This is a genomic window from Moorena sp. SIO3I8, from assembly GCF_010692325.1.
Lineage (GTDB): Bacteria > Cyanobacteriota > Cyanobacteriia > Cyanobacteriales > Coleofasciculaceae > Moorena.
On the sequence record NZ_JAAHHW010000060.1, the window covers coordinates 17,741 to 39,924 of the forward strand.

Sequence of the window (22,184 nt, forward strand, 5' to 3'; positions counted from 1 at the left end):
AGCCTAATGAGGTACACATTATTTTTTCCATGTTCCCTATTCCCCTCCTGGGAGGGTTTAGGGGTGGGTTAATCTTCCCTGTTACCTGTTCCCTAAAACCAGTAAATCTGTACCTCACATAATTGAAAAACGCTATAAACTACTTCAAGGACTTGCCCCCTAGTTCATCAGCTTGTAGGGTGGGCAAAAACAGTTTGGTTATTTTGAGTATTTTAGATAATAGAACTTTGCACACCCTACTTTAATTAGTATTTTTTTGACTATAGCTACTTTTAGTTAGAGTGCTCTTGCAGCCAGTTGAGTAAGTCATCACTGGTCTGAAAATCCCAGATGGCTTCTGATAAACCTTCTAGGTCTTGGTGGGTCAAGGCTTCGATTAATGCCAAGGCATTAGTTGTGAGTTTACCAAAACGGCTCTCAAGCAGTCGCAATAGTAAATTTCTTTCCCCTTCTTCTCGTCCTTCTCTTTTCGCGAAACTCAATGCACCTCGCGCGTCCTCCAAAGCCATCTCCTGTTTGCGGAGTTTTTCCACTTCTGAGACATTCAACCCCGCTTGATTTGCTATAGTTAAGGCTTTTTCTAGCTGTGGGATTTCCCTGAGCTGGTCAGGAATAATTTCTAAGTTGGGCGCTTCTTTGATAAAATAGATCCACTTATCTATCACACTTTCCAACTCTTCCAGTTGCTTAGTAAATTTCGGAAGTTCCACAAACACCAGCTTGTCTTTTAAATCCACTACATCCCCAGCACTATAGGGGTCAATAATTTCTAAATCCTGGATGACCGAGTTACCGGAGTAGATCATGGCATTTAGGAAAGAAATCAGAATATCCTTACTCTGATCTGAGCCAAAGATTTTCTTGAAAGCAAAGTCAGTTTTCGGGCTGATGAATCTCATGGTTTTACCGGGTTACAAGGTTTATATAGGGAGGAGGGAGTAGGGAGGAGGGAGTAGGGAATAGGGGGAATATAGCGCTACGCGCAAGGCAATTCGTGTGTTCACAACCCAGATACAAACGCTAAGTACCTGGACAAAAATAAACCTCACTTCTTGATGCAAAGCGCGAGTGGGGGAAACCCCCTGTTCCGAAGCTGCATCGCTGTATTAACTTGTGTAAAGTTGCCAAAAGTCCGTCTGCTCCCTGCTCCGAAGTCCCTGCTCCCTATTTCAACAGTTAATTTTACTTGTGTCCTACTACTTATATATCATAGTAACATAGGTAAAAGAGTTTACATTATGGGTTTAACTCCAGGATAATCTGATCATGAACAAGCAATTATTTTCTCTAATTAAAATAACATCTATTATTTTGATTACTTGCGCTTTATGTCTAGAAATTTGGTATATTTATTTACAGCTAAATGATGGCTCTATACCAAGTAACCTCTATTCTGCATTGTGGCTAGCAAGTATCGCTTTAATCTCCCATTTTATTGAAGGTTTAATCGCTGCTTTTAAAGCAGAAAGTTGTGATAAAAATCCTATAACCTATGGCATTTATACGTTTTTTGTCGGGTTTGTTGGATTGTGGGAATTATTTAATCCAACTTCAGAAAGTTCTAGTTATAAATAAACCGTTGTACTGGCTTATTCCCCGATCTCAAGAAAAAAATGATTAGTGTAACTGACCACTTAGAATTAAGCGACCGTATTTTAGCAAGAGCCATATCCACAGGGCAAACGCATCTTAAGATATGGGATGATGCACCTTGGCTGCATCATCCCATATCTTACGAACTAGGGCGCTCTAGCGGACGCGATCGCGAATAGTGCCCTTTTTCCCGACAGGTGGTGCTCGCGCCGCTAAGCTTGAGGTGGTTATAGGTAAAGATCGGGTGTTGCTGAATCAAGAAATGCCTTATAATTATATATAAGATCGGGGTCTTATAGTAATCTTGCCCCCCACACTCCCGACTCCCGACTCCCTTCTTATTAATACTCACCTACCGTGCTCGTAATTCTGTTTCTAGTTTCCCTAAATCCTCTTTCAGGAAAACCGTAACTTGTCCAATGAAAGCCTTGCCGCTATCATTTTGGGTTATTTCTATCCAATAGCCGTATTGTTCTCCTGACAAAAGTTGACCCTGTTCAGCTGACCACAGTGGTAGGTTTTTTCGCCGTGATAAATCTAAGATTTCAGGAGTTGGATAGGTATATACAAACTGAGCGCTATTGTAATCTCGATAAATCTGTGGACCATAGACAGTGCGCAGAGATTCCTCCAGGCGTTCGAGGGTTACCCCATTAACTTGGTCATGGATAGCAATGCGTTCACTGCGAATCGTACTCCGGTCTTTTGGATAAGAGATGCTACCAGGAGGCAAGACCGTGGCTTGAAAGGTAAATCGTTCCCCAGCCGTATCACTTTTGCGAACTACTAAGCCATCTCCAATACCAGGCCGTAGAGTGGGGTGACCGTTAATCCATGCAGCTACTTGATCAGTTCTCTGACCAGGCAGGGCATTAACCGGATTGCCAGTTAGTGCGAATATAATGCCCAGTGATAGAAATGATCCTATTTTAATAACATTCATTGAGAGCACCTGTTAGCTGAGTTTTGGGTAAATCCTAGCATTTTGATACTCAAACAGAAAAACCCCGACCTCCAAAAGAAGTCGGGATGATTGTTACTAAAGAAAGATGGCTTTTAGAGCTGGTGGTGCGTTACGGGACAAGCTATCCCAACCCTGACTACCGTGAAAATGATGGCTAGCAGGTCCCTAACGCACCCTACGCACTATCTGCTGATAACTAACAGCTAATAGCTAATAGCAAACCCTAGAATCTATTACCTAGAACTCAAAGGTTGTACGGATGGCTCCAACCCAAATCGTATCATTGTCATCATCGTGATTAGGATTAAAAATCACGTAGGCTCCTGGAGTAATCGTGATGTTCTTGCTAATCGGGAATTTGTAATGTGCCTCAACCAGGTAAGAAGTATCATTATCTTCATCAGCACCATCAATGTCGGTAGCCTTAGGTGGCACACCTCCCGCAAAACTCAGCACAGCTCCCTCTTTGCCTAAATCCAGGAAAGACAGGTTAGCTGACCAAGTTAAGATTTCAGCATTGTCACCTTCTTCCACCGCACCATTATCATCTTCTGCTTCAGCATCAATATAACCAAACCAACCGCCGATATGAATTTGTGAGGTAAGACGAAAACTCGCTTGTGCTCCAAAGCGATTAGCAGAGGTAGCCGTCTCGCCAAAAGGCTCCCTGGCCAGGTCACTACCAGTGTTATCGGTAAGATTGACATCGTCTCCTGGCTGGTAGCTACGGAGGTAGGTCAAAGATATCTCCAAGTTATCAATGGGGGAAATACCCAGTTGAGCACCAGCGCTATAGGCACCATTGAACAATCCATCTCCCTGAGCAGGACTAGGCGCATCGCCATCATCAGCTAGATAAAGTAGTGATAGATTCAAGGCATCACTAAATTCATAGGTTAAACCGCCACCAGCTCCCTCTGGTCCCCGATGGACTAGGGGGTTACGGCGGACAAACCGGGATAAGCCACCACTGCCACTGCTTTCCACGAAGGGGTTGGTCGGGTCAAAAAGATCATCTATAGCAAGTCCAGATGTTCCCACATAAGCCGTGGTTTTTGTACCAATGGGGAAAAGATAGAACAAGTCAGGAAGTTCAACATTGTTCTCATTATCCTCATCATGACCCAAGCGAGCCGAGTCGGTACCAACCACATCATTGAGTTGAATAAAGTTTCCTGCCTCGAAACGAACTCTCAACCGGTCTTTCCCGGTGAAGCTGGTATCGAAGTTCAGACGTACGCGATCGCTTAAGGTAATGTTTTGATCAAAATCATCTCCACTACCATCAGCTTTTTCATCCCCAAAGGCACCAGCGAGGGTAAAGATCACCTGCCCTTCAAGTTTGGTGGTGGTAGAGAACTGATGGTCTTCTAGGAAAGCCACCCGACCTTCTAAGTTATCCACCCGTGCCCCTAGGGTAGCCAATTCGGATTCAAACTCTTGAATCAGCCGTTGCAGGGTTTCCAGGTCCTCCCGGGTAATAAAATCCGCCGTGCTAGCCGCAATTAACCGCTCAATCTGGTTCAAGCAAGCATTCAAACCAGCCGCAAATTCATAACGGGTAGTTGCCCGGTTTCCACGGAATGTGCGGTTAGGATAACCAGCAATACAGCCATACCGTTCTACCAGAGAGCGCAGAGCTTCATAAGCCCAGTCTCCTGGAGATACGTCCCGCAGTTGGGAAACACTGGTGACCTGGTCTATCGAATCTACATTTGTGCCCTCGTTGTTGTAGATATTGATTTGTTTTAAAATTTCCGAGTTAGACTCACTGGTAGCCTGGGCAACGGTTAGATCTTGTGGAGCCAGTTGAGTTTCAGTAGAAGATGCCTCAAGGCTGGGAGCACCATAGGCACTGTTAGCCACCAGCAGTGAAGCCCCTAGCACAGCGGGACTATATTTGATCGTATTCCAAAAAATTGTTGACATCCTTGCTCAATCAACCTCACACCTAGTAGACGACACTATTGGACTCAACTGAGTCCGCAATTTTTTCCTTATAACCACTAAAATTAGTTAGGTCTAAGACAACTCTGGATTAAGATATCATTTTTTGTGTGATTTTTCGAGAAAGATACTCATCCTCGATTTTAGTCACTTAAAATACCAATTTTCTTAAGCAACAGAGCAATGGGTTTCTGTGGGAAGTGCGATTATAGGGAGTAAGGTTGAAGGGGAGGTAAGGCTTTCTCTTAAACTAGTCCTAAACTAGTAAGGTATCTGCTGATCACTGACAGCAGATACCTTACTAGCAAACCTTAGAATTTTTACCTAGAATTTTTACCTACAATGTTTCCCTAGAACTTAAAAGTGGTACGGATTGCTCCAACCCAAATCGTATCATTGTCATCATCGTGATTAGGATTGAAAATCACGTAGGCTCCTGGAGTAATCAGGATGTTCTTGGTAATCGGGAATTTGTACTGTGCCTCAATCAGGTAGGAAGTATCATCATCGTCACTAGCACCATCAATGTCGGTAGCCTTAGGTGGCATACCCCCGGCAATACTGAACACAGCTCCCTCTTTGCCAAAATCGATGAAAGACAGGTTGGCTGCCCAAGTGACAATGTCAGCATTGTCACCCTCTTCCACCGTACCATTATCATCTTCCGCTTCAGCATCAATATAACCAAACCAACCGCCGAGATGAATTTGTTCAGTCAAGCGAAAACTAGCTTGTGCTCCTAAGCGATTAGCCGAGGTAGGCACGCCATTGCCGAAGGGGCGCTTAGCTAAGGGACTACCAGTGCTACCGGAAAGATTGATATCCCCTTCTCGCTGGTAGCTACGGACGTAGATCAAAGATAGATCCAAGTTATCAATCGGTGAAATAGCCAGTTCAGCACCAGCACTATAGGAACCATTGAACAATCCTAAGCCCTCACCGGGATTAGGCGCATCACCATCATCAGCTAGATAAAGTACTGATAGTTTCAAGGCATCACTAAATTTATAGCTGAAACCGGCACCAGCTCCCTCTGCTCCGCGAAGGGTTAGGGGGTTACGGCGGACAAACCGGGATAAGCCACCACTGCCACTGCTTCCCAGGAAGGGGTTGGTCGGGTTGAAAATGTTATTCAAGTCAAGGCCAGAGGTTCCCACATAACCCCTGAATTTCTTACCAATCGGGAAACGGTAGTACAAGTCATTAATCTCAACATCGTTACCACCACCGGCATCATGACCCAAGCGAGCCATGTCGGTACCAGTCACACCAGCGAGACTAGTAAAGTTTCCTGCCTGCAAACGAGTTCTCAACCGGTCTTTACCGGTGAAGCTGGTATCGAAGTTCAGACGTACCCGGTTACTTAAGGTAATGTTTTCATCAATACCATCTCCACTACCATCAGCTTTTTCATCCCCAAAGGCACCAGCGAAGGTAAACAGAACCTCCCCTTTGAGTTTGGTGGTGGTAGAGAACTGATGGTCTTCTAGGAAAGCCACCCGACCTTCTAGGTTATCCACCCGTGCCCCTAGGGTTGCCAATTCTGCTTCAAACTCTTGAATCAGCCGTTGCAGGGTTTCCAGGTCCTCCCGGGTAATAAAGTCAGCGGTGCTAGCTGCAATTAACCGCTCAATCTGGTTCAAGCAAGCATTCAAACCAGCCGCAAACTCATAACGAGTAGTTGCCCGGTTTCCACGGAATGTGCGGTTAGGATAACCAGCAATACAGCCATACCGTTCTACCAGAGAGCGCAAAGCTTCATAGGCCCAGTCACCAGGAGATACGTCCCGCAGTTGGGAAACACTGGTGACCTGGTCGATCGAATCTACATCCTTGCCCTCGTTGTTGTAGATATTGATTTGTTTTAAAATTTCCGAGTTAGACTCACTGGTGGCCTGGGCAACCGTTAGCTCTTGTTGACCCACTTGAGCTTCAGTAGAAGATTCCTCAAGGCTGGGAGCACCATAGGCACTGTTAGCTACCAGCAGTGAAGCCCCTAGCAAAGCTGGACTATATTTGATCGTATTCCAAAAAACTGTTGACATAATTTATCAATCAACCTCACACCTAGTAGACAACACGATTGGACTCAACGCAGTCCGCAACTTTCTCCTACAACCACTAAAATTCGGTAGTTATAGGACAACTCTGGATTAGCATATCATTCTTTGTGTGATCAGGGGAGCTAGCTTTTCGAGAAAAATACTCGATTGTAGTGACGTAGGATACCAATGTTTTTAAGCAACAGAGCAATAGCTGTCTGTGCGCTCTAGATTTTACCGGTTGAGGTTGAAGAGGAGGTAAGGCTTTGGTAATACTCAGGTTAAGAAGGACGCTTTTATGTTTACGGCTAGCATATTATCTGGCTAGGCTATGATATAGCAATCCTAATTGCAACGTCAACAAGCAAGGGGAGCAAATTCTTACCCATTGTTGCCCTCTTGGTTTGTTATGGTATGTAAAAACTCAGATTGGATTGCTATCTAAGCAGTGAACCTAACGGCCAGGAGTAACTCCTGAACGTTGACCAGTGACAATATAAGAGACTCGTTGACCGATATTGGTAGCATGGTCAGCCATTCGTTCTAAATGGCGAATCACTAGTCCCAGTAAAAGAATTGGTTCAACAACACCCTTGATATCCCTTTGACTGGCCAAGGTTTGATAAACTTGGTCATAGGCATCATCGACTGTGTCGTCCAGCTTTTTGACGGTTTGCCCAGCAATGGCATCTAAATCCGCTAGGGCTTTTAAACTTGTTGCCAGCATAGCTTGGGCATGATGAGACATCAGTTCAACCTCTGGCATACAGGGATGGGGTGGATAAGGAAACAGCTTGATTGATAGTTCTCCCAGGTCTTCAGCATAATCACCAATGCGCTCTAAGTCTCGTACTAGTTGCATAAAGGCACTCAGAAGCCGTAAATCTTGGGCAACGGGAGATTGCAGAGCCATTAGCGTCACACATTCCATCTCAATTTGGTGATAGTAGCCATCAATGCGCTTATCAAGAGAGGCAAGATGTTGGGCAGTCTCGAGATTGCGCTCAAAGAGGGCTTGATGGCTGAGTCGAAAAGATTGCTCTACCAGAGCCCCCATACGCAGAACATCTTGTGCCAAACGCTTCAGAGAGCGCTGGAAGTGGGAACGCTCAGACATGTTGCTGACAGAACTAGTAGGAGAAGATAAACTCACCATAAAATAGGGGTTGGTAAGGGAAGGCTGGAAGCCCCTGTCCTTTACATTTATGCATGGGTAAGAAAGCACTTAACATAAATAACTGCCCAACAGGACATCTTGATTAGATGCGTTCGCGTAGCGTGGCCAAAGGCCAATCGCGCTTAGCCATCCTTCCGGTGAACAAATTAACAGGCAGTATTTCAATGAAAGTTTTAGGGGTTACAGGTTAGCCGAATACAGGTTAGCTGGTTAGCTGGTTAGCTGGTTAGCTGGTTAGCTGGTTACAGGTTATTAAACCTTGGCCTATTGGCCACGCTACGGGAACAACCAAACAACTTTTAACCTTTAACCTTGGCCTTGGCCTTTGGGCTACGCTACGCGAATGGCCACGCTACGGGAACAACCTTTAACTTTCAACCTTTAACCTTTAACCAAACAACCTACCAGGGCGAGCAGGATAAGACACTATAACACTAAGTAATAGCAAATTGAATCAACCTTTGGTGGTATCTGGAAGTGCAATTTCTATACAGGCACCACCTGTTTCCCAGTGATTGCTGGCTAGGATAGAGCCACCGTGAGCTTCAATAATTTGCTGCACAATGGATAGTCCTAGACCACTGCCACCACGAACAGGTAAGGAGTCTCCATTACTATAATTAGTCTGCTCTCTGGCTCTTGACTGATCTCCCCGGTAAAGTCGCTCAAAGACACGGGGTAAATCTGACTCGGCAAAACCATCTCCTGCATCGATCACCTTAATTTGAATCCAAGTATCGCAAACAGCCGCCTTCTGGGAAGATATAGCATTAACCTCAACTCGAATGGCAGCCTGAGATGGGCTGTGTTTAATACTGTTGTCAAATAAATTCAGAAACACCTGAGTCAGGCGAGAGGGATCAGCTTGCAGATACACTTGATTAGGTCCATTATAGGCAAGGGTTAAGTCTTTCTGTTGGGCTAGGAGTTCTAAGGTTTGCCAGACCCTAAAAATTAAACTCTTTAGTTCTATGGATTGACAGTTAAGATGTAGAGTGGGGTCTTGCTTGAGTTTACTAATTTCCAGCCAATCTTCCACAAGCTGAATCAGCCGTTTGACTTCTGCGAGCATTTTCTCGACCCAGCGGCTTTCCTGAGGCTCCAGACGGCTCTGTAAGGTTTCCGCCACTAAACTAATGGAGGTTAAAGGGGTTCTTAGTTCGTGGGCTAAATCCCCAAACCACTGGTTGCGAGACTCAGCCAGTTCTACCAAAGGTTGTTGGTTTTCCAGAAACACACCAACTTGTTTATGGGGTAATGGCCAACTGGAAGCTCTTAGATAAAGCGATCGCATTTCACCCATGGCCTCCCCATTTAAGCAACTGGGGTGAAATACCCATTCACAGATCCCAGGTTGCTGCTGCTGACGGGTAGTTTCAATCAGCTGATCTAATTCGTAGGAACGCACCCACTCCAGGAATAACCGGATTTCTCCTGATTCCCAGTGATGAATATGTAATAACTGACGCGCTTGCTGGTTGCACCAGAGTAACTGGTTTTCTTCATCCACCAGAAAATAACCTAAGGGTGCTACCTGAACTACTCCCTGCCACGTTTGCAGTTCTTGCTCGATCTGTTCTCGTTGATGATTGGCTCTTGCGATCGCTTGCCGCAAACGAGAAACTGCCGACAACGAGTTGCTGGTAGCATCCGCCTGTAGTGTTCCCAGCATTTGCTGTAGCCGTCGTTTGAGTTGGTGCTGCTGCCACAGCCACAGCCCAATTCCCAAAGCCAGACCTAGTAAAAATGCTAGGATTATCATAACAAAAAAACAATATGAAGTATGAAGGACTTCGTACTTTATACTACTTTATCCTTTATCTATGCTTCATATTTCATTCATTATTTATCCTTGATTCTTGATATTTTCTCTATCCTTTCTCTATCCTTTCTCTATCCTTGATTATTTATCCAAACCGATAACCAAAACCGCGTACAGTGATCAGGTATTCTGGTTTACTAGGGTCTTCCTCTAATTTTTCCCGTAACCAGCGAATATGAACATCGACGGTTTTAGTATCTCCCACAAAATCCATTCCCCATACTTGATCAATTAATTGCTCCCGAGACCAAACTCGGCGGGGATTATTGATAAATAACTCCAAAAGTCGAAACTCTTTGGGAGATAAATTAACGTCTTCTCCCCGAACCATCACCCGACACTCTTGGGGGTACAGCTTGATCTCTCGGAATTGCTGCACTGGTGTTGGAGTCATACCATTCAAGTGTTGGCGACGAATTAAGGCTCGGCAACGAGCAATCAACTCCCGCATACTGAACGGTTTAGTGAGGTAGTCGTCTGCACCAACTTCCAAACCTAAAACCCGATCCGTTTCACTAGCTTTGGCACTCAGAATCAGGATAGGAATGGGATTTCCTCGATAACGTAGCAACCGACACAGATCTAAACCATTAACCTGAGGTAACATTAGGTCTAATATGAGCAAATCCACAGAGTAACCAGTTTGATCGGTATCCTGAAGCATACTCAAAGCTGTAGCACCGTCCGCAGCACTGAATACCTCGTAACCTTCTTCTTCCAGGGCTAGGACGATCATTTCTCGGATTAGTTCTTCGTCTTCCACCACTAAGACTTGTTTAGCCTTTGTCAGCTCAGAAGTGGAAGTACTGTGGGGTATGTCGAGAGCAAGCATAAAGTAAGAAAAGTTGGTAACTGAGGTTACACGTCAAGATATACAAGTAGTACCACGCATCTGTCAATCAGAATATTGACTTAATCATCAATTAACCTTATTTTTACCACAATCTTATCTGGCTGCGGATAGATTATGGAGCCATTTTGCCTAATTGAGAGAAAATTAACCGAAAATCCCAGGTAGTATAGCGCTACGCGCAAGTCAGCAAGGTTCTTGCGTCAGAAGTCAAAAGTAAGCTATGACTAAGTTTCGGAGTTTAGGAATGTCCTAATATTAATGGGTAGTGCTATATGATATGCAAACAAAACCTTGGCCTATTGGCCACGCAATCGCGTTCAACCTTATAACCTTCAACCTTATAACCTTGGCCTATTGGCCACGCAATCGCGTTCAACCTTCAACCTTATAACCTTCAACCTCTACACCTACTTGAAACGAGAGGTTTGGCAGATATCACAACTACTAACCCTCTAAGAGGATTAACCATGCTGTTACACTTGAGTACTTGGACAGAAATTGAAGCTTACCTAAAGCAATCACCAGGGATTATTCTGCCCATTGGTTCAACTGAACAACATGGACCAACTGGATTGATTGGCACCGACGCAATATGTGCAGAAGCGATCGCAAAAGGTGTCTCTGAAGCAACCAATGCCCTAGTTGCTCCAACCATTAATGTCGGGATGGCGCTACACCACACGGCTTTTCCCGGTAGCATCAGCTTGAAACCTAGTACATTAATTCAGGTGCTCAAAGACTACCTGACTTGCTTGACTAGAGCTGGGTTTACCAAGTTTTTCTTTATCAATGGTCATGGGGGTAATATCGCTACCCTTAAAGCAGCGTTTTCTGAAAGTTACGCCCACTTGAGTGATTTACAGATTCCTAATGGGGAAACGGTTCAGTGTCGGCTAGCTAATTGGTTTATGTGCCGTTCTGTATATAAATTAGCTAAGGAATTGTATGGGGATCAAGAAGGTTCCCATGCTACTCCTTCTGAGGTAGCACTTACCCAATATGTCTATCCCGAAGCGATTAAACAAGCACCCCTCTCAGAAACCGTTGCGTCTGGACACCCCATTTATGGAGCCGCAGATTTTCGTCGCCGTTATCCCGATGGTCGTATGGGGTCTAATCCAGCCTTAGCAACACCGCAACATGGTAAGCAGTTTTATGAGTTGGCAGTCAAGGAGTTGAGTGGTAGTTATTTGGAGTTTCTGGCAGCCGAGTAATTGGGAATCGGGAATTGGGAATCGGGAATCGGGAATCGGGAATCGGGAATCGGGAATCGGGAATTGGTTATGTAACTGGACTTGATCTTAGATCTGATCCTCGATATCTTCAGGGAAGTCTTGGCGTAATCCCCCAGGCAAGGCAGCGATAATGGCATCTAGTACTCTAGATACTTGAATAATTTCAATACCAAGATCAGATAAGGTTTGACCTTTGGGTATGATCGCTCGCTTGAACCCTAACTTGGCAGCTTCTTTGAGTCGGAGTTCCATCTGAGAGACTAGTCGCACTTGCCCGCCTAAGCTGATTTCACCAATCATAACGGTGCGAGGATCGACAACGCGATCTCGAAAACTGGCTACTACGGCAATAGCCATTCCTAAATCAGCTGCGGGTTCTTCTACTCCTAGCCCCCCCGCTGTTGCTACATAAGCATCTAATTTGGATAGGGGAATCCCGACTCGCTTTTCCAAGACTGCCAGAATTTGTTGTAACCGGTTGTAATCAACTCCAGTCGTTGAGCGCCGGGGTGCCCCATAACTAGCAGGACTTACTAGCGCTTGCAACTCTACCAGAATCGGACGAGTACCTTCACAAGCCACGACAGTAGCAGTACCAGGACTCATTTCATCCCGGTTACCCAAAAACAGATCAGAAGGATTCAAGACTTCCTGCAAACCGTTGCTGACCATTTCAAAAATACCGATTTCATGAGTAGCCCCAAAGCGGTTTTTCACAGAACGCAGTAGCCGATGGGAGGCAAAGCGATCGCCTTCGAAGTACAATACAGTATCCACTAAGTGTTCCAGTACCCTTGGTCCTGCGATCGCGCCTTCTTTGGTCACATGACCCACAATTAACAGAGTAATGTTTGACCGCTTTGCTACCTGCATCAGGGCGGAGGTACATTCCCGGACTTGAGCAACAGAACCAGGAGCAGAGGTCAAGGCCGGAAAATAAAGGGTCTGAATACTGTCAATCACTGCTACCTGAGGTTTCAGGGACTCCAACTCTCGCAGAATTTCCTCTAAATCGGTTTCTGGTAAGATATACAAATCAGCGTCTTTAGACTCAGATGTAGACTCAGAGTCTTGAGCAGCTATTGGAGTTTTTGATGATTTTGACTTAGAAGACTTAGACTTAGAAGACTTAGCCTCCTTTTTCACCCTACCGTTATTAGATTCGAGATCAGGGGTTTCTGCTGATACCACACCCAGGCGAGATGCTCGCAGCTTTACCTGCTGTCCTGATTCCTCTGCACAAACGTATAGAATGCGATGCAACTTAGCAAGTTGATTGGCAACTTGGAGCATTAAGGTTGATTTGCCAATTCCTGGATCGCCACCAATTAATACTAAAGACCCAGGCACAACACCACCTCCGAGGACTCGGTCAAGTTCTCCATAGCCTGAGGGGAAGCGGATCTGGACAGTATCAACAATTTCTGAGAAGGTAAGGGATGATCTTGGTTGAGCCGGTCCAGTGTTAGGCTCGTGGTTATCGGAATAAGTATTGGATTGCCAACCCCCGCGACTTATTTTGACCGGGGATGGGGGAGCTACCTCATCCAAGGAATTGTAAGTACCACAGGCAGGACATTTGCCGAACCATTGGGAGGACTCAGCACCACAGGCATTACACACATAGAGCGTTTTAGGCTTCGGCATCCTACTTGAAAAGTCTTAAAAACTCTTAAAAAAACTCAATAATTAAATTAACATTAATGAAAGTCAAGAAAGACTTCACCAGCAAGGAAAATATAATTCTCAACGATAAAACCAACTTTGTAAAGCGTTAGATTAAAGAGATAAACTACTGATAAATTAATAAATCATTAATCTTACTTCACCATTTCGGGAGTACAACGTCAATTGGAAACTCATAAAGAAAAAATTCTTGTTGTCGATGACGAGGCTAGTATCCGTCGGATATTAGAAACTCGCTTGTCTATGATTGGCTACGAAGTAGTCACAGCCGCCGATGGAGAAGAAGCCCTAGACACATTTCGTAATCAAGAGCCTGACCTAGTGGTGTTAGATGTGATGATGCCAAAGCTAGATGGTTATGGTGTTTGTCAAGAATTACGCAAGGAATCAGACATTCCCATTATTATGCTAACTGCTTTAGGGGATGTAGCTGATCGGATTACCGGTCTAGAGTTAGGAGCAGATGACTATGTGGTCAAGCCCTTTTCTCCAAAAGAATTGGAAGCCCGTATTCGCTCCGTACTGCGGCGCGTTGATAAAGTCGGAACTGGCGGTATTCCTAGTTCTGGCGTGATTCATGTTGCGAGTATCAAAATTGACACCAACAAGCGGCAGGTCTACAAAGGGGATGAGCGCATTCGGCTGACTGGAATGGAGTTCAGTCTTCTGGAATTATTAGTTAAACGTTCCGGAGAACCATTCTCCCGTTCTGAAATTTTGCAGGAAGTGTGGGGCTATACCCCCGAACGCCATGTAGATACCCGTGTAGTAGATGTCCACATCTCCCGGTTACGAGCCAAGTTAGAGGATGACCCGAGTAATCCTGAGCTAATTCTGACTGCACGAGGTACAGGTTATTTGTTCCAACGGATCATTGAACCGGGGGATGAAAAGTAGTAACACCTTGATGTTTCCTTTCAGCTGCCTAAGTACTGAACTAACAACCAACAGGTGAGTGATGGCTAAACCCGACCAAAATGATGTACTGCGGCTGCTGCCATTTGCGGTTGGAGGATTGGCAGGGGGTCTGTTGCTGATTAACCGTTTATTAACCTCCCAGCTAACCAATTCTCAAGCTCGTTCTGATGCTGTAGGGGTAATTGTTTGTGCTGTATTGATTTTGACAGGTTTACTGTGGCAGCAGGTACAGCCCAAACCTCCTGATGCAGTTAAACTGATTGGCGAGGAGGGTTTGGAACTCGCTCCAGAACTGCCAGATCAGGTAAAAACTGAATTAGCCTGGGCATCCCATCTATTACTAACTAATACAGTAACGCGATCGCTTGTGGTGGTATACCAAGGCAAAGTCCTGCTGCGGCGGGGGATCTTGGGCAAAAATCCCCAAGTCGAGCCTGGAGCTATTCTCAAGCGGGTTCTCGAAACTCAAAAAGCCGTCTATCTGGTTAACCTAAAGCTCTATCCAGGGCGACTTGAATTTGACTACTTGCCACATAACACACAAGGTGTAATATGTCAACCAATTGGCAATCAAGGAGCGCTAATTTTGGCAGCCAATGCTCCCCGAAGTTACACTAAACAAGATGAAAATTGGATTGAGGGGATTGCTGATAAACTCGCCAATACTCTCTCTGGTCATTTATAAGATGTGGGTACCGCTTCGAATTTAAATAATGTGGTTAATCATTTTGTACTGGTTCCTGATTCTGCTGATGCTAGTAGGCATTATTGGTTCGGTTGTTCCTGGCATTCCCGGTGCCATGTTGATTTTAGCTGCCACCATAATTTGGGGTATTGCTGAGGGCTTTAGTAGCGTCACCTGGCCATTGGGCGTAGCAATCTTTGTGTGGCTACTCGGTATGGGGGTCGATTTTTTAGCCGCTTACTGGGGAGCCAAAAAAGCTGGTGCTAGTAATTGGGGACAAATTGGTTCCATAATCGGCTTGTTCATGGGGGTTTTTGGTCTTTTACCCGCCTTGCCCTTCGGCGGACCGTTACTAGGGATTGTGCTGGGACCGTTGTTAGGGGCGTTTGTAGGTGAGTTTCTCTATCAACGGAAGTTAAAGTTACAGCCTAGAATTAAGCAATCCTTTAAAGCTGGCTTGGGGATTGTGGTCGGTTCATTGGTAGGAAATTTGATTCAGGGAATGCTTGCGATCGCTACTGTGGTGGTGTTTATTTTCACCACCTGGCCCCCAGGTGCAGGGATTTAGCTTGAAATTTAGATTGAAAAGGGTTATGGGTGCACTGCTTGCTAATTAACCCTAACAAGCTAACTAACAAGTTCACCGACTCAGCAATTTGCACCGTAGGCGATCGAGGGCATAGCAGGCGCTGATGTGACGTAGGTCAGACCGACTCCGATGTTGACCCAAGGTGTACTTGTAGCATTCTAAAATGCCATCTGGTCCGGCTAGACCAATGTAAACTAGACCCACAGGCTTGGTATCGGTATTGCCTCCAGGTCCAGCTATGCCTGTAATACTCAGTGACCAGGTTGAAGAAAGAAGCGATCGCACTCCTGTTGCCATTTGCTCTGCTACAACCTTACTTTCCGCCCCCATCGCCTTCAAATCTGAGGAATTCACTCCCAGTACACCAGTTTTGACAGCGTTATCATAGGCAATGATACCCCCCAGAAAGTAATTAGAACTCCCCGGGACACTGGTTATCATACTGCCAATACCGCCGCCAGTACAGGATTCTGCTACACTCAAAGTTTCTGAGGCACCCGTCAATAGCTGACCCACTACAGAGGCTAGGGTATCGGTGTCAGTACCGAAATAGTTAATTCCCCCGATCTCCTGTAATTTTTGGGCTACTGGTTCAATTAACTGTTGCGCTTCATTTTCTGAAGCCGCACGGGCAGAAACCCTTAACCTCACCTGTCCCTTACTAGCATAGGGAGCAACGGTGGGGTTGGTAAGGTCAAAAAAGGGAGCAACTTTCTCAGCCAAAGCCGATTCTCCAATCCCCCAAAACCGCAACATCCGGCTATAAACGATTTCTTTACCCCAGCCTTGGCTTTTGAGATAGGGAACAGCCGTGTCTCGCCACATCTGGTGCATTTCCCTAGGAACACCAGGAAACGTGAGAATGGTTAAATCAGCACGGGGTTTCCAGATGATACCAGGAGCTGTTCCGTTCAGGTTGGGTAATACTTGTGCCCCTTCTGGAATTAGGGCTTGCTTGCGGTTATTGGTAGTTAATTGACGTCCCCGCCGGGCAAACTTCTGAGTGATGTCCTCTATAACATCCGGTTCTTCAATCAGAGGAGCACCAAAAAATTTAGCGATCGCTTCCGTGGTCAAGTCATCGGGCGTCGGACCAAGACCACCAGTAAATATTAGGATAGTGGAGCGCTCACTAGCAATTGCCAATACTTGCTGTAAACGCCCGATATTATCTCCCACTACTGTCTGATAGTAGTGAGGAATCCCCAATGCCGCTAGCTCCTGGGCTAAAAACTGAGCATTGCTGTTGAGAATATCCCCCAGCAGCAGTTCAGTACCTACACAAATAATTTCTGCACTCATCGATTATGCCTCAGGGGCAAGATAACATTCATTTCTTTCGGATCTTATCTTATAATCTCACACTGACAGCAATTTTAAAACTATAGCGTTTTCACAAAAAAGGGAACAGGGAATAGGGAATAGGGAATAGGGAATAGGGAGTAGGGAGTAGGTAATATGGCATCAAAAATTATCCTAATTCATTTATAAATGAATTAGGCTTATGATTATGACATTTATTTTGTTATTAAAAAAAATGTCATAATCTATTTTTAAATTATATATTCAATATCGATTAATAGCGTTTTTAATAGTTATGAGGTACACAATATTTTTTCCCGATTCCCGATTCCCGATTCCCGATTCCCCATTCCCGATTCCCGATTCCCCATTCCCGATTCCCGATTCCCTAATTCCCTAATTACCCGCTTGGATAACACTCGAAGCGGCTTCAGCATCCATTGGCTCCGACAAAAAAAACCTTGCCCATAATCACAATTTAACTCTTGCAAGCTTGCCATTTGTTCAGGAGTTTCGATGGCTTTCGCTGTTACTGTTATCCCGAGCTGGTGAGCTATAAATATGATAGTTTTAACAATAGCTGCATTTTTGGGTTCAGACTCCATGGTTTGGATAAAAAAAGGGTCAATTTTAAAGATGTTTATCGGCAGATTCGTTAAATGAGCCAGACAATAGTAGCTACTGCCAAAATCATCTAGGGCTAATTGAATCCCCTCAGCTTGGAGTTGGTTTAAGTCTATACATCCGTCGGCTTTTGCAGCTAGTAGAGAATTTTCGGTAATTTCTAATATTAAATTACTCCCAGATATACCAGTCTCCTGCAAAATTTGTTGAAGCTGAGGCAGGAAAGTGGGATGGCACAGTTGTTGTGCAGAAAGGTTGACACTGATGAACAATGGTATAGTATTCCGCAGATGCTGCCATTCATGCAACTGCCAACAAGCAGTACTCAAAACCCACTCCCCCAGGGGAAGAATCAGTCCGGTTTGCTCAGCAATCGATAGAAACTGGGATGGCCTGATCAGTCCCTGCTTGGGGTGCTGCCAAGGCACCAACACCTCAAACCCCAGGATTTGCCTGGTCTCTAGGGACATAATTGGCTGATAGTTTAGTATAAACTCATGCTGCCCTACTGCCCTATACAATTCCTCTTCTAATTCTTCCTCTAACTTTCCCAAACCCAACCATCGCCCTGGCCTTGGTTGGTACATACTGCGTAGCCATCGCCACCTGTGGCTTTGACTTGATACAGAGCTCTGTCAGCCCTAGCGATTAACATTCCTGGTTTTTGATCCAGTTTAGGAATCTCGCTGGCGATTCCTAAACTCAGGGTGAGCTGCTCTCTAATCGGGGCACTATGATTATCACTATGATTTTAATAGCGATAATTAATGATTTTTATACCTTGCACCGCCTTTTGAATCAAGTGGGCAACCTCTGTAGCCCCAGAGGCATCGGTATTGGGCAAAAGTACCGCAAATTCATCACCACCGTAGCGGGCGACTAAATCAGCTGGACGTTTGACCACATCACGGATAGCTTGGGCAATTTGTTGAAGACATTGATCACCGTTTTGGTGACCATAGGAATCGTTGTAGCGTTTGAAGCTATCCACATCAATTAAAATTATAGCCAAAGGTAACTGGTCTCGCCGTTGTCACCCCCTCAGCTCCCTGCTCCGAAGTCCCTATTCCCTGACATTCCCCCTCAAAGCCAATTGATCAATTTACCTCTTCCATTAAGAGAATCACACCCTGACGTTCCCCCTCATATCAAGTCTGGTTGAATACCCATAATTAAAGAGAGGGTGGGGAGGGTGGGAGGTGTGGGGAGATGGGGAGATGGGAACCCACCCCTAACCCCTCCCAGGAGGGGAATATGGGGAGATCGGGAGATTTTTATTAAGGGTAATTATCCTGACATGATATTACGGCAAACCAGTAGGTCAAGGCGAGGGTAGTGATAAACATGATGTCAAAGCCTCCGAGCGAAAATGGCTGGAGACTGATTCGTCGGGTTCGTTTCACATAGGTGCGCTTTCCCCATTAAGAATTAAATTCGCCACGGGTCGTACCTGAGTAATCATGATCCTGACCCGGCGATGGCCTCACGAAAACAACATGATAAACGACGGTATCGACTGGAATTCAAAATACTTTCGTACCAGTACGTGGTTGATTAGTTTTGTCAGTCAACCAGGGTTAATTCAGTTTCCTAAGCAAGACCTTATCAAATTCTCAGTTAACGGTCACTCCCTCCTCAGTTAAGACCTGCATTCTAGTAATTAAAGATAAGCAGTTCACCAATTAAGCTAATCAATCTTAGGAGGAACAAACATGAAACGTCTCGTACTTGGCAGTTTAGGCACTTTGTTGATTGCTACCGCTACCACTCCCGTCTTAGCATCAGAAATCGCTGCAAACTCCACCACCAGCCGTAACAATATTGTCGAAGTTCAACCATTTAACCTGGTCTATCTGGCTTATCAAGGCTACTTTGCTGACCAAGGTATTCCCAGTAATGCTGGTTTCATCAGCGCTGTAAAAACCAAGAGAATTACCGCCAAAGACCTAGTAGCAAGTGCTATTGCAAGAGGAAGATTATCCCCAGAAACCATCAATGATTCTAGCTATCTGGCTCATGTGAAAACTCAACTATCCAACCTGGATAATGATTAATACTTAGGTAAGTATTTAGCCGTCAGCGGTCAGCCGTCAGCGGTCAGCCGTGAGCTAAAAGCGCATTAGCTAATAGCTGATAGCACCTCAAGTAGCGTGCGCGTAGCGTATTAGCTGATTGCTGAATGCTTACAAAATATCAAATCCTGGCTGGGGTTTGGATTTAACCATGTGTTTCTTAATAGATTAGCTAAACTATAAGTGGTTTTTCCAAAGTACAAAAAAGGTGTTTTCTGAAAACATATCAGTCACCTAATATATTTGAGAGTCAGTGGCAACTCTATTAAAAAATACTGACTAACAATTACATGAAACACCGTGAAATTTACGGCATCTTACACGCATTTATAGTCAGCTACTTTCCAACGCCCTTCTCCATGCTTGACCTCGGCTGCGGTGATGCTAGCTTCACCGCCCAGGCTTTAGCCAATACCACTATTGCTTCCTACAAAGGTATTGACCTCTCTGAGCCAGCACTAGAGATTGCTTGTGATAACATGAATTCTATCCCCTGCGAACAGACATTGATCCAGGGCGACTTCTTTGAAGTAGTTTCTGAGTTGGGACAAAAGCAGCAGGATAGGTTCGACGGGATTCTAAGTTCTTTTGCGTTCCATCACCTCAGTTTTGAGCAAAAAGATGGTATTATGGCTAAGCTGAGTCATCTGCTAAAAGCTGATGGTGTTTTTATTCTGATCGATATAGTTTCCACAGATGGAGAAACCCGAAACGCCTATCTAAGACGTTACCTAGAGGGTGTTTACCAAGACTGGGCTCAACTGACTCCGGAAGAAGTTTCCATGGTCGAGGGTCATATATTGTCTAGTGATTTTCCCGAAACCCAAACCACCCTGCAATCCCTTGCCCAGAAACATAATTTTAATCGGGTTGAGTGTCTGTATCGGGATCCCCTCAACACTAGCCAAGTGTTGTGCTTTTACAAAAATAGCGCTAAAAGCCCACTCCAGCTAGGGGTAAGATGAATGGGTGCCAGATTGAGATAGAAGGATGAGAAACTCAGCTCAAGCTCAAAAATCCTCAGAAATCAGGTACGGTAGGGAATAGCAAAACGGAAATCCAAAAGGATCTCAAACCCTTGGAGACCTATCTGTAAGTGGGGTGTAGTTGAGTATGAAAATTATCAGCCTATTAGCTGCGATCGCAATATTTCTAATCTCGGCTTGTTCCAATCAATCTGCGTCAACACCACTAACGGTGAGCATGCATTTGACTGATACCAAAGGCATTGGTAAAGAGATTGGCATTGTCAAAGCAACCCAAACCGAGAAGGGTCTGCAGCTAACCTCGAATCTGTCTGGATTAACTCCTGGAGAACATGGCTTCCATGTCCATACAAACCCCAACTGTGGTCCAGCCGAGAAGGAAGGTAAAGTAGTTCCAGGCTTAGCTGCTGGTGGTCATTATGATCCAGAAAATACCGGCAAACATGAAGGACCATTCGGTAATGGTCATTTAGGTGATTTGCCAAGGCTAGTGGTTAATCAACAGGGTGTTGCTAACACTCCAGTCGTAGCCCCACGGTTAAAGGTTGCTGACCTTAAGGGTCACTCTCTGATCATTCACGCCCAAGGTGACAATTATTCAGACACTCCCAAACCCTTGGGAGGGGGTGGTGCTCGAGCGGCTTGTGGTGTGATTTAGCCACAGTTTTGTGCGTTTTAGTGAACGGGTAAGCTATCAGCGTGTCGCGTATCAGCGTGTCGCGTATCAGTTATCAGCTTATGGGTTAGGTCCGATGCGTCGAAGCCTGTGCCACGACGCTACTGTTCGCGTTGGCGCAGCGTGGCTACAGGCCAAGGGTGCCCGTAGCGCAATCGGTGTTTTTCAATAAAAGAGGTAAGCATTCGTTTAATCTTGAGTTATGGGACGCTGAAGGCTGACAGCTGAACGCGCACGCGTGAGCTTTTAGCTCACGGCTGTTGGCGTAGCCTGCGCGTAGCGCATATGCTTACAGAATTTTGGATCAGCTTACTATTGGTTTTAATGAGTTCTTGTTGTTCTGGCCAGAATAATGTTGGTAATTCATCTATTGGAAACCACCCCAGCTGGTAACTGAGATTTGGATCAGTAGGAGTCCCCTCAATTTGGTCAGTAATGAACAGAAAATAGTAAGTCTTTTTCCAACACTGTTTGGCAAAGTCTAATCGTTCCTTAACTCCCAGTTCAGCAATAAATTTCAGGTCATTTAAGCCCGCTTCTTCCGCAATTTCTCGCTCTGCCGCCTCTAAAATGCTTTCTCCTGGTTCTACATGACCTTTGGGTAAGACGTATTCAAGTCTATTGCCTTCTTGAACTAGAGCAATGTATATCTGCTGCTCCCAACGGCGGGCAACAATACCACCAGCAGAGGTAGCCTCAGAAACTCCAGGCGGTCGTTGGTACCAAGTTTCATCAATAATCATTTTATATAGCAATTATCATCACGAGTGAGGTACAAATGTCTGGGTTTTAGGGAATAGGGAATAGGGAATAGGGAACAGGGAACTCAGAAGAGGGAATAGGTAAGAGCGAAAAACTTCTGTGTAGCTGATAGCTATTAAAAACGCAGGGTAATCGCATTGAATTTGGTATAAATTGTACTTGACAAAAGAAATAAAGAGGATAATCAAACTCGGCCTTGGCAACAATCGAAGCAGTTTTGGAGGATCTTATCAAGTTATCATCAGAGAAAT

The 22,184-nt window shown here is 45.1% G+C and carries 24 protein-coding genes and 1 pseudogene; 11 read left to right on the forward strand and 14 right to left on the reverse strand.

Annotation, left to right across the window (positions count from 1 at the left end):
• Nucleotides 1-272: 272 nt before the first annotated feature.
• Nucleotides 273-899, reverse strand: coding sequence for a PD-(D/E)XK nuclease family transposase (locus F6K51_RS21330; RefSeq protein ID WP_293023895.1), 627 nt, complete (start codon nucleotides 897-899; stop codon nucleotides 273-275).
• A 367-nt stretch (nucleotides 900-1,266) separates the two neighbouring features.
• Between F6K51_RS21330 and F6K51_RS21335 the strand changes: the two genes are divergently transcribed.
• The gene (locus tag F6K51_RS21335) at nucleotides 1,267-1,575 is read left to right on the forward strand and encodes a hypothetical protein (RefSeq protein WP_293023897.1); all 309 of its coding nucleotides are present in this window, start codon (nucleotides 1,267-1,269) and stop codon (nucleotides 1,573-1,575) included.
• Nucleotides 1,576-1,613: 38 nt separating this feature from the next.
• On the forward strand, nucleotides 1,614-1,772 hold the full coding sequence (locus tag F6K51_RS21340) for a hypothetical protein (protein ID WP_293023899.1): 159 nt from the start codon (nucleotides 1,614-1,616) through the stop codon (nucleotides 1,770-1,772).
• 173 nt (nucleotides 1,773-1,945) lie between these two features.
• On the opposite strand, the gene F6K51_RS21345 is transcribed toward F6K51_RS21340, so the two are convergent.
• The 6 genes from F6K51_RS21345 to F6K51_RS21370 all read right to left on the reverse strand — a co-directional run bounded on the left by F6K51_RS21345 (nucleotide 1,946) and on the right by F6K51_RS21370 (nucleotide 10,377).
• Nucleotides 1,946-2,536 (reverse strand): hypothetical protein, encoded by a 591-nt coding sequence (locus tag F6K51_RS21345; protein WP_293023901.1) that lies wholly within the window; start codon nucleotides 2,534-2,536, stop codon nucleotides 1,946-1,948.
• 258 nt (nucleotides 2,537-2,794) lie between these two features.
• Nucleotides 2,795-4,486, reverse strand: a complete 1,692-nt coding sequence (locus F6K51_RS21350) for an iron uptake porin (protein WP_293023903.1) — start codon at nucleotides 4,484-4,486, stop codon at nucleotides 2,795-2,797.
• 368 nt (nucleotides 4,487-4,854) lie between these two features.
• Nucleotides 4,855-6,549 carry an iron uptake porin gene (locus F6K51_RS21355; RefSeq protein ID WP_293023905.1) on the reverse strand — a complete coding sequence of 565 codons (1,695 nt, stop codon included), beginning with the start codon at nucleotides 6,547-6,549 and terminating at the stop codon, nucleotides 4,855-4,857.
• Nucleotides 6,550-7,000: 451 nt separating this feature from the next.
• A complete protein-coding gene (gene phoU / locus F6K51_RS21360; RefSeq protein ID WP_293023907.1) occupies nucleotides 7,001-7,702 on the reverse strand; it encodes a phosphate signaling complex protein PhoU in 702 nt (233 codons plus the stop codon).
• A 475-nt stretch (nucleotides 7,703-8,177) separates the two neighbouring features.
• Nucleotides 8,178-9,485: a PAS domain-containing sensor histidine kinase gene (locus F6K51_RS21365; protein WP_293023908.1), complete on the reverse strand. Its 1,308-nt coding sequence runs from the start codon at nucleotides 9,483-9,485 to the stop codon at nucleotides 8,178-8,180.
• 145 nt (nucleotides 9,486-9,630) lie between these two features.
• Complete coding sequence (locus tag F6K51_RS21370) at nucleotides 9,631-10,377, reverse strand: response regulator transcription factor (protein WP_293023909.1); 747 nt, start codon at nucleotides 10,375-10,377, stop codon at nucleotides 9,631-9,633.
• Nucleotides 10,378-10,689: 312 nt separating this feature from the next.
• Between F6K51_RS21370 and F6K51_RS21375 the strand changes: the two genes are divergently transcribed.
• Nucleotides 10,690-10,854, forward strand: a complete 165-nt coding sequence (locus F6K51_RS21375) for a hypothetical protein (protein ID WP_293023910.1) — start codon at nucleotides 10,690-10,692, stop codon at nucleotides 10,852-10,854.
• Nucleotides 10,855-10,865: 11 nt separating this feature from the next.
• Nucleotides 10,866-11,612 (forward strand): creatininase family protein, encoded by a 747-nt coding sequence (locus tag F6K51_RS21380; RefSeq protein WP_293023911.1) that lies wholly within the window; start codon nucleotides 10,866-10,868, stop codon nucleotides 11,610-11,612.
• Here F6K51_RS21380 and F6K51_RS21385 read toward each other — a convergent pair.
• Both F6K51_RS21385 and radA read right to left on the reverse strand, forming a co-directional pair.
• Nucleotides 11,585-11,770, reverse strand: a complete 186-nt coding sequence (locus tag F6K51_RS21385; protein ID WP_293023913.1) for a hypothetical protein — start codon at nucleotides 11,768-11,770, stop codon at nucleotides 11,585-11,587. The two genes, F6K51_RS21380 and F6K51_RS21385, sit on opposite strands and share 28 nt — an antisense overlap.
• Nucleotides 11,700-13,280 carry a DNA repair protein RadA gene (gene radA, locus F6K51_RS21390; protein ID WP_293023915.1) on the reverse strand — a complete coding sequence of 527 codons (1,581 nt, stop codon included), beginning with the start codon at nucleotides 13,278-13,280 and terminating at the stop codon, nucleotides 11,700-11,702. Before radA ends, F6K51_RS21385 begins: the two co-directional genes overlap by 71 nt.
• A gap of 204 nt (nucleotides 13,281-13,484) precedes the next feature.
• On the opposite strand from radA, the gene rpaB reads away from it, so the two are divergent.
• From rpaB to F6K51_RS21405, 3 genes are all read left to right on the forward strand, one after another.
• Nucleotides 13,485-14,216 carry a response regulator transcription factor RpaB gene (gene rpaB, locus F6K51_RS21395; RefSeq protein WP_293023917.1) on the forward strand — a complete coding sequence of 244 codons (732 nt, stop codon included), beginning with the start codon at nucleotides 13,485-13,487 and terminating at the stop codon, nucleotides 14,214-14,216.
• A gap of 61 nt (nucleotides 14,217-14,277) precedes the next feature.
• On the forward strand, nucleotides 14,278-14,922 hold the full coding sequence (locus F6K51_RS21400; RefSeq protein ID WP_293023919.1) for a cofactor assembly of complex C subunit B: 645 nt from the start codon (nucleotides 14,278-14,280) through the stop codon (nucleotides 14,920-14,922).
• 28 nt (nucleotides 14,923-14,950) lie between these two features.
• Nucleotides 14,951-15,490, forward strand: a complete 540-nt coding sequence (locus F6K51_RS21405; protein WP_293023921.1) for a DUF456 family protein — start codon at nucleotides 14,951-14,953, stop codon at nucleotides 15,488-15,490.
• Between the two features lie 72 nt (nucleotides 15,491-15,562).
• Here the strand turns inward: F6K51_RS21405 and F6K51_RS21410 are convergent, their stop codons facing one another.
• The 3 genes and pseudogenes from F6K51_RS21410 to F6K51_RS21420 form a co-directional block, all read right to left on the reverse strand.
• Complete coding sequence (locus F6K51_RS21410) at nucleotides 15,563-16,813, reverse strand: competence/damage-inducible protein A (protein WP_293023922.1); 1,251 nt, start codon at nucleotides 16,811-16,813, stop codon at nucleotides 15,563-15,565.
• Between the two features lie 293 nt (nucleotides 16,814-17,106).
• Nucleotides 17,107-18,024 (reverse strand): EAL domain-containing protein, encoded by a 918-nt coding sequence (locus F6K51_RS21415; RefSeq protein WP_293023923.1) that lies wholly within the window; start codon nucleotides 18,022-18,024, stop codon nucleotides 17,107-17,109.
• Nucleotides 17,979-18,455 (reverse strand): annotated as a pseudogene (locus F6K51_RS21420) (GGDEF domain-containing protein); the annotation flags it as partial. The gene F6K51_RS21415 and the pseudogene F6K51_RS21420, both read right to left, overlap by 46 nt.
• Before the next feature lie 165 nt (nucleotides 18,456-18,620).
• Between F6K51_RS21420 and F6K51_RS21425 the strand changes: the two are divergent.
• From F6K51_RS21425 to sodC, 4 genes are all read left to right on the forward strand, one after another.
• Nucleotides 18,621-18,773, forward strand: a complete 153-nt coding sequence (locus tag F6K51_RS21425; protein ID WP_293023925.1) for a hypothetical protein — start codon at nucleotides 18,621-18,623, stop codon at nucleotides 18,771-18,773.
• Nucleotides 18,774-19,149: 376 nt separating this feature from the next.
• Complete coding sequence (locus F6K51_RS21430) at nucleotides 19,150-19,491, forward strand: hypothetical protein (RefSeq protein ID WP_293023927.1); 342 nt, start codon at nucleotides 19,150-19,152, stop codon at nucleotides 19,489-19,491.
• A 308-nt stretch (nucleotides 19,492-19,799) separates the two neighbouring features.
• Nucleotides 19,800-20,474 carry a class I SAM-dependent methyltransferase gene (locus tag F6K51_RS21435; RefSeq protein ID WP_293023929.1) on the forward strand — a complete coding sequence of 225 codons (675 nt, stop codon included), beginning with the start codon at nucleotides 19,800-19,802 and terminating at the stop codon, nucleotides 20,472-20,474.
• A 148-nt stretch (nucleotides 20,475-20,622) separates the two neighbouring features.
• Complete coding sequence (gene sodC, locus F6K51_RS21440) at nucleotides 20,623-21,153, forward strand: superoxide dismutase [Cu-Zn] SodC (protein WP_293023931.1); 531 nt, start codon at nucleotides 20,623-20,625, stop codon at nucleotides 21,151-21,153.
• Nucleotides 21,154-21,422: 269 nt separating this feature from the next.
• Here the strand turns inward: sodC and F6K51_RS21445 are convergent, their stop codons facing one another.
• A complete protein-coding gene (locus F6K51_RS21445) occupies nucleotides 21,423-21,914 on the reverse strand; it encodes an NUDIX domain-containing protein (protein ID WP_293023933.1) in 492 nt (163 codons plus the stop codon).
• Nucleotides 21,915-21,960: 46 nt separating this feature from the next.
• Nucleotides 21,961-22,184 (reverse strand): hypothetical protein (locus F6K51_RS21450; RefSeq protein WP_293023935.1); only part of this gene is annotated, 224 nt, incomplete at its 5' end.

Coding starts and splice junctions, on each gene's coding strand:
- F6K51_RS21410 (WP_293023922.1), bottom strand. CDS start 16,813: ATGAGTGCAGAAATTATTTGTGTAGGTACTGAACTGCTGCTGGGGGAT.
- F6K51_RS21445 (WP_293023933.1), bottom strand. CDS start 21,914: ATGATTATTGATGAAACTTGGTACCAACGACCGCCTGGAGTTTCTGAG.
- F6K51_RS21345 (WP_293023901.1), bottom strand. CDS start 2,536: ATGAATGTTATTAAAATAGGATCATTTCTATCACTGGGCATTATATTC.
- F6K51_RS21430 (WP_293023927.1), top strand. CDS start 19,150: ATGAAACGTCTCGTACTTGGCAGTTTAGGCACTTTGTTGATTGCTACC.
- F6K51_RS21435 (WP_293023929.1), top strand. CDS start 19,800: ATGAAACACCGTGAAATTTACGGCATCTTACACGCATTTATAGTCAGC.
- radA (WP_293023915.1), bottom strand. CDS start 13,280: ATGCCGAAGCCTAAAACGCTCTATGTGTGTAATGCCTGTGGTGCTGAG.
- F6K51_RS21405 (WP_293023921.1), top strand. CDS start 14,951: ATGTGGTTAATCATTTTGTACTGGTTCCTGATTCTGCTGATGCTAGTA.
- F6K51_RS21370 (WP_293023909.1), bottom strand. CDS start 10,377: ATGCTTGCTCTCGACATACCCCACAGTACTTCCACTTCTGAGCTGACA.
- F6K51_RS21380 (WP_293023911.1), top strand. CDS start 10,866: ATGCTGTTACACTTGAGTACTTGGACAGAAATTGAAGCTTACCTAAAG.
- F6K51_RS21415 (WP_293023923.1), bottom strand. CDS start 18,024: ATGTACCAACCAAGGCCAGGGCGATGGTTGGGTTTGGGAAAGTTAGAG.
- phoU (WP_293023907.1), bottom strand. CDS start 7,702: ATGGTGAGTTTATCTTCTCCTACTAGTTCTGTCAGCAACATGTCTGAG.
- F6K51_RS21400 (WP_293023919.1), top strand. CDS start 14,278: ATGGCTAAACCCGACCAAAATGATGTACTGCGGCTGCTGCCATTTGCG.
- sodC (WP_293023931.1), top strand. CDS start 20,623: ATGAAAATTATCAGCCTATTAGCTGCGATCGCAATATTTCTAATCTCG.
- F6K51_RS21340 (WP_293023899.1), top strand. CDS start 1,614: ATGATTAGTGTAACTGACCACTTAGAATTAAGCGACCGTATTTTAGCA.
- F6K51_RS21355 (WP_293023905.1), bottom strand. CDS start 6,549: ATGTCAACAGTTTTTTGGAATACGATCAAATATAGTCCAGCTTTGCTA.
- F6K51_RS21365 (WP_293023908.1), bottom strand. CDS start 9,485: ATGATAATCCTAGCATTTTTACTAGGTCTGGCTTTGGGAATTGGGCTG.
- F6K51_RS21385 (WP_293023913.1), bottom strand. CDS start 11,770: ATGCCATTATCGCTGCCTTGCCTGGGGGATTACGCCAAGACTTCCCTG.
- F6K51_RS21330 (WP_293023895.1), bottom strand. CDS start 899: ATGAGATTCATCAGCCCGAAAACTGACTTTGCTTTCAAGAAAATCTTT.
- F6K51_RS21350 (WP_293023903.1), bottom strand. CDS start 4,486: ATGTCAACAATTTTTTGGAATACGATCAAATATAGTCCCGCTGTGCTA.
- F6K51_RS21335 (WP_293023897.1), top strand. CDS start 1,267: ATGAACAAGCAATTATTTTCTCTAATTAAAATAACATCTATTATTTTG.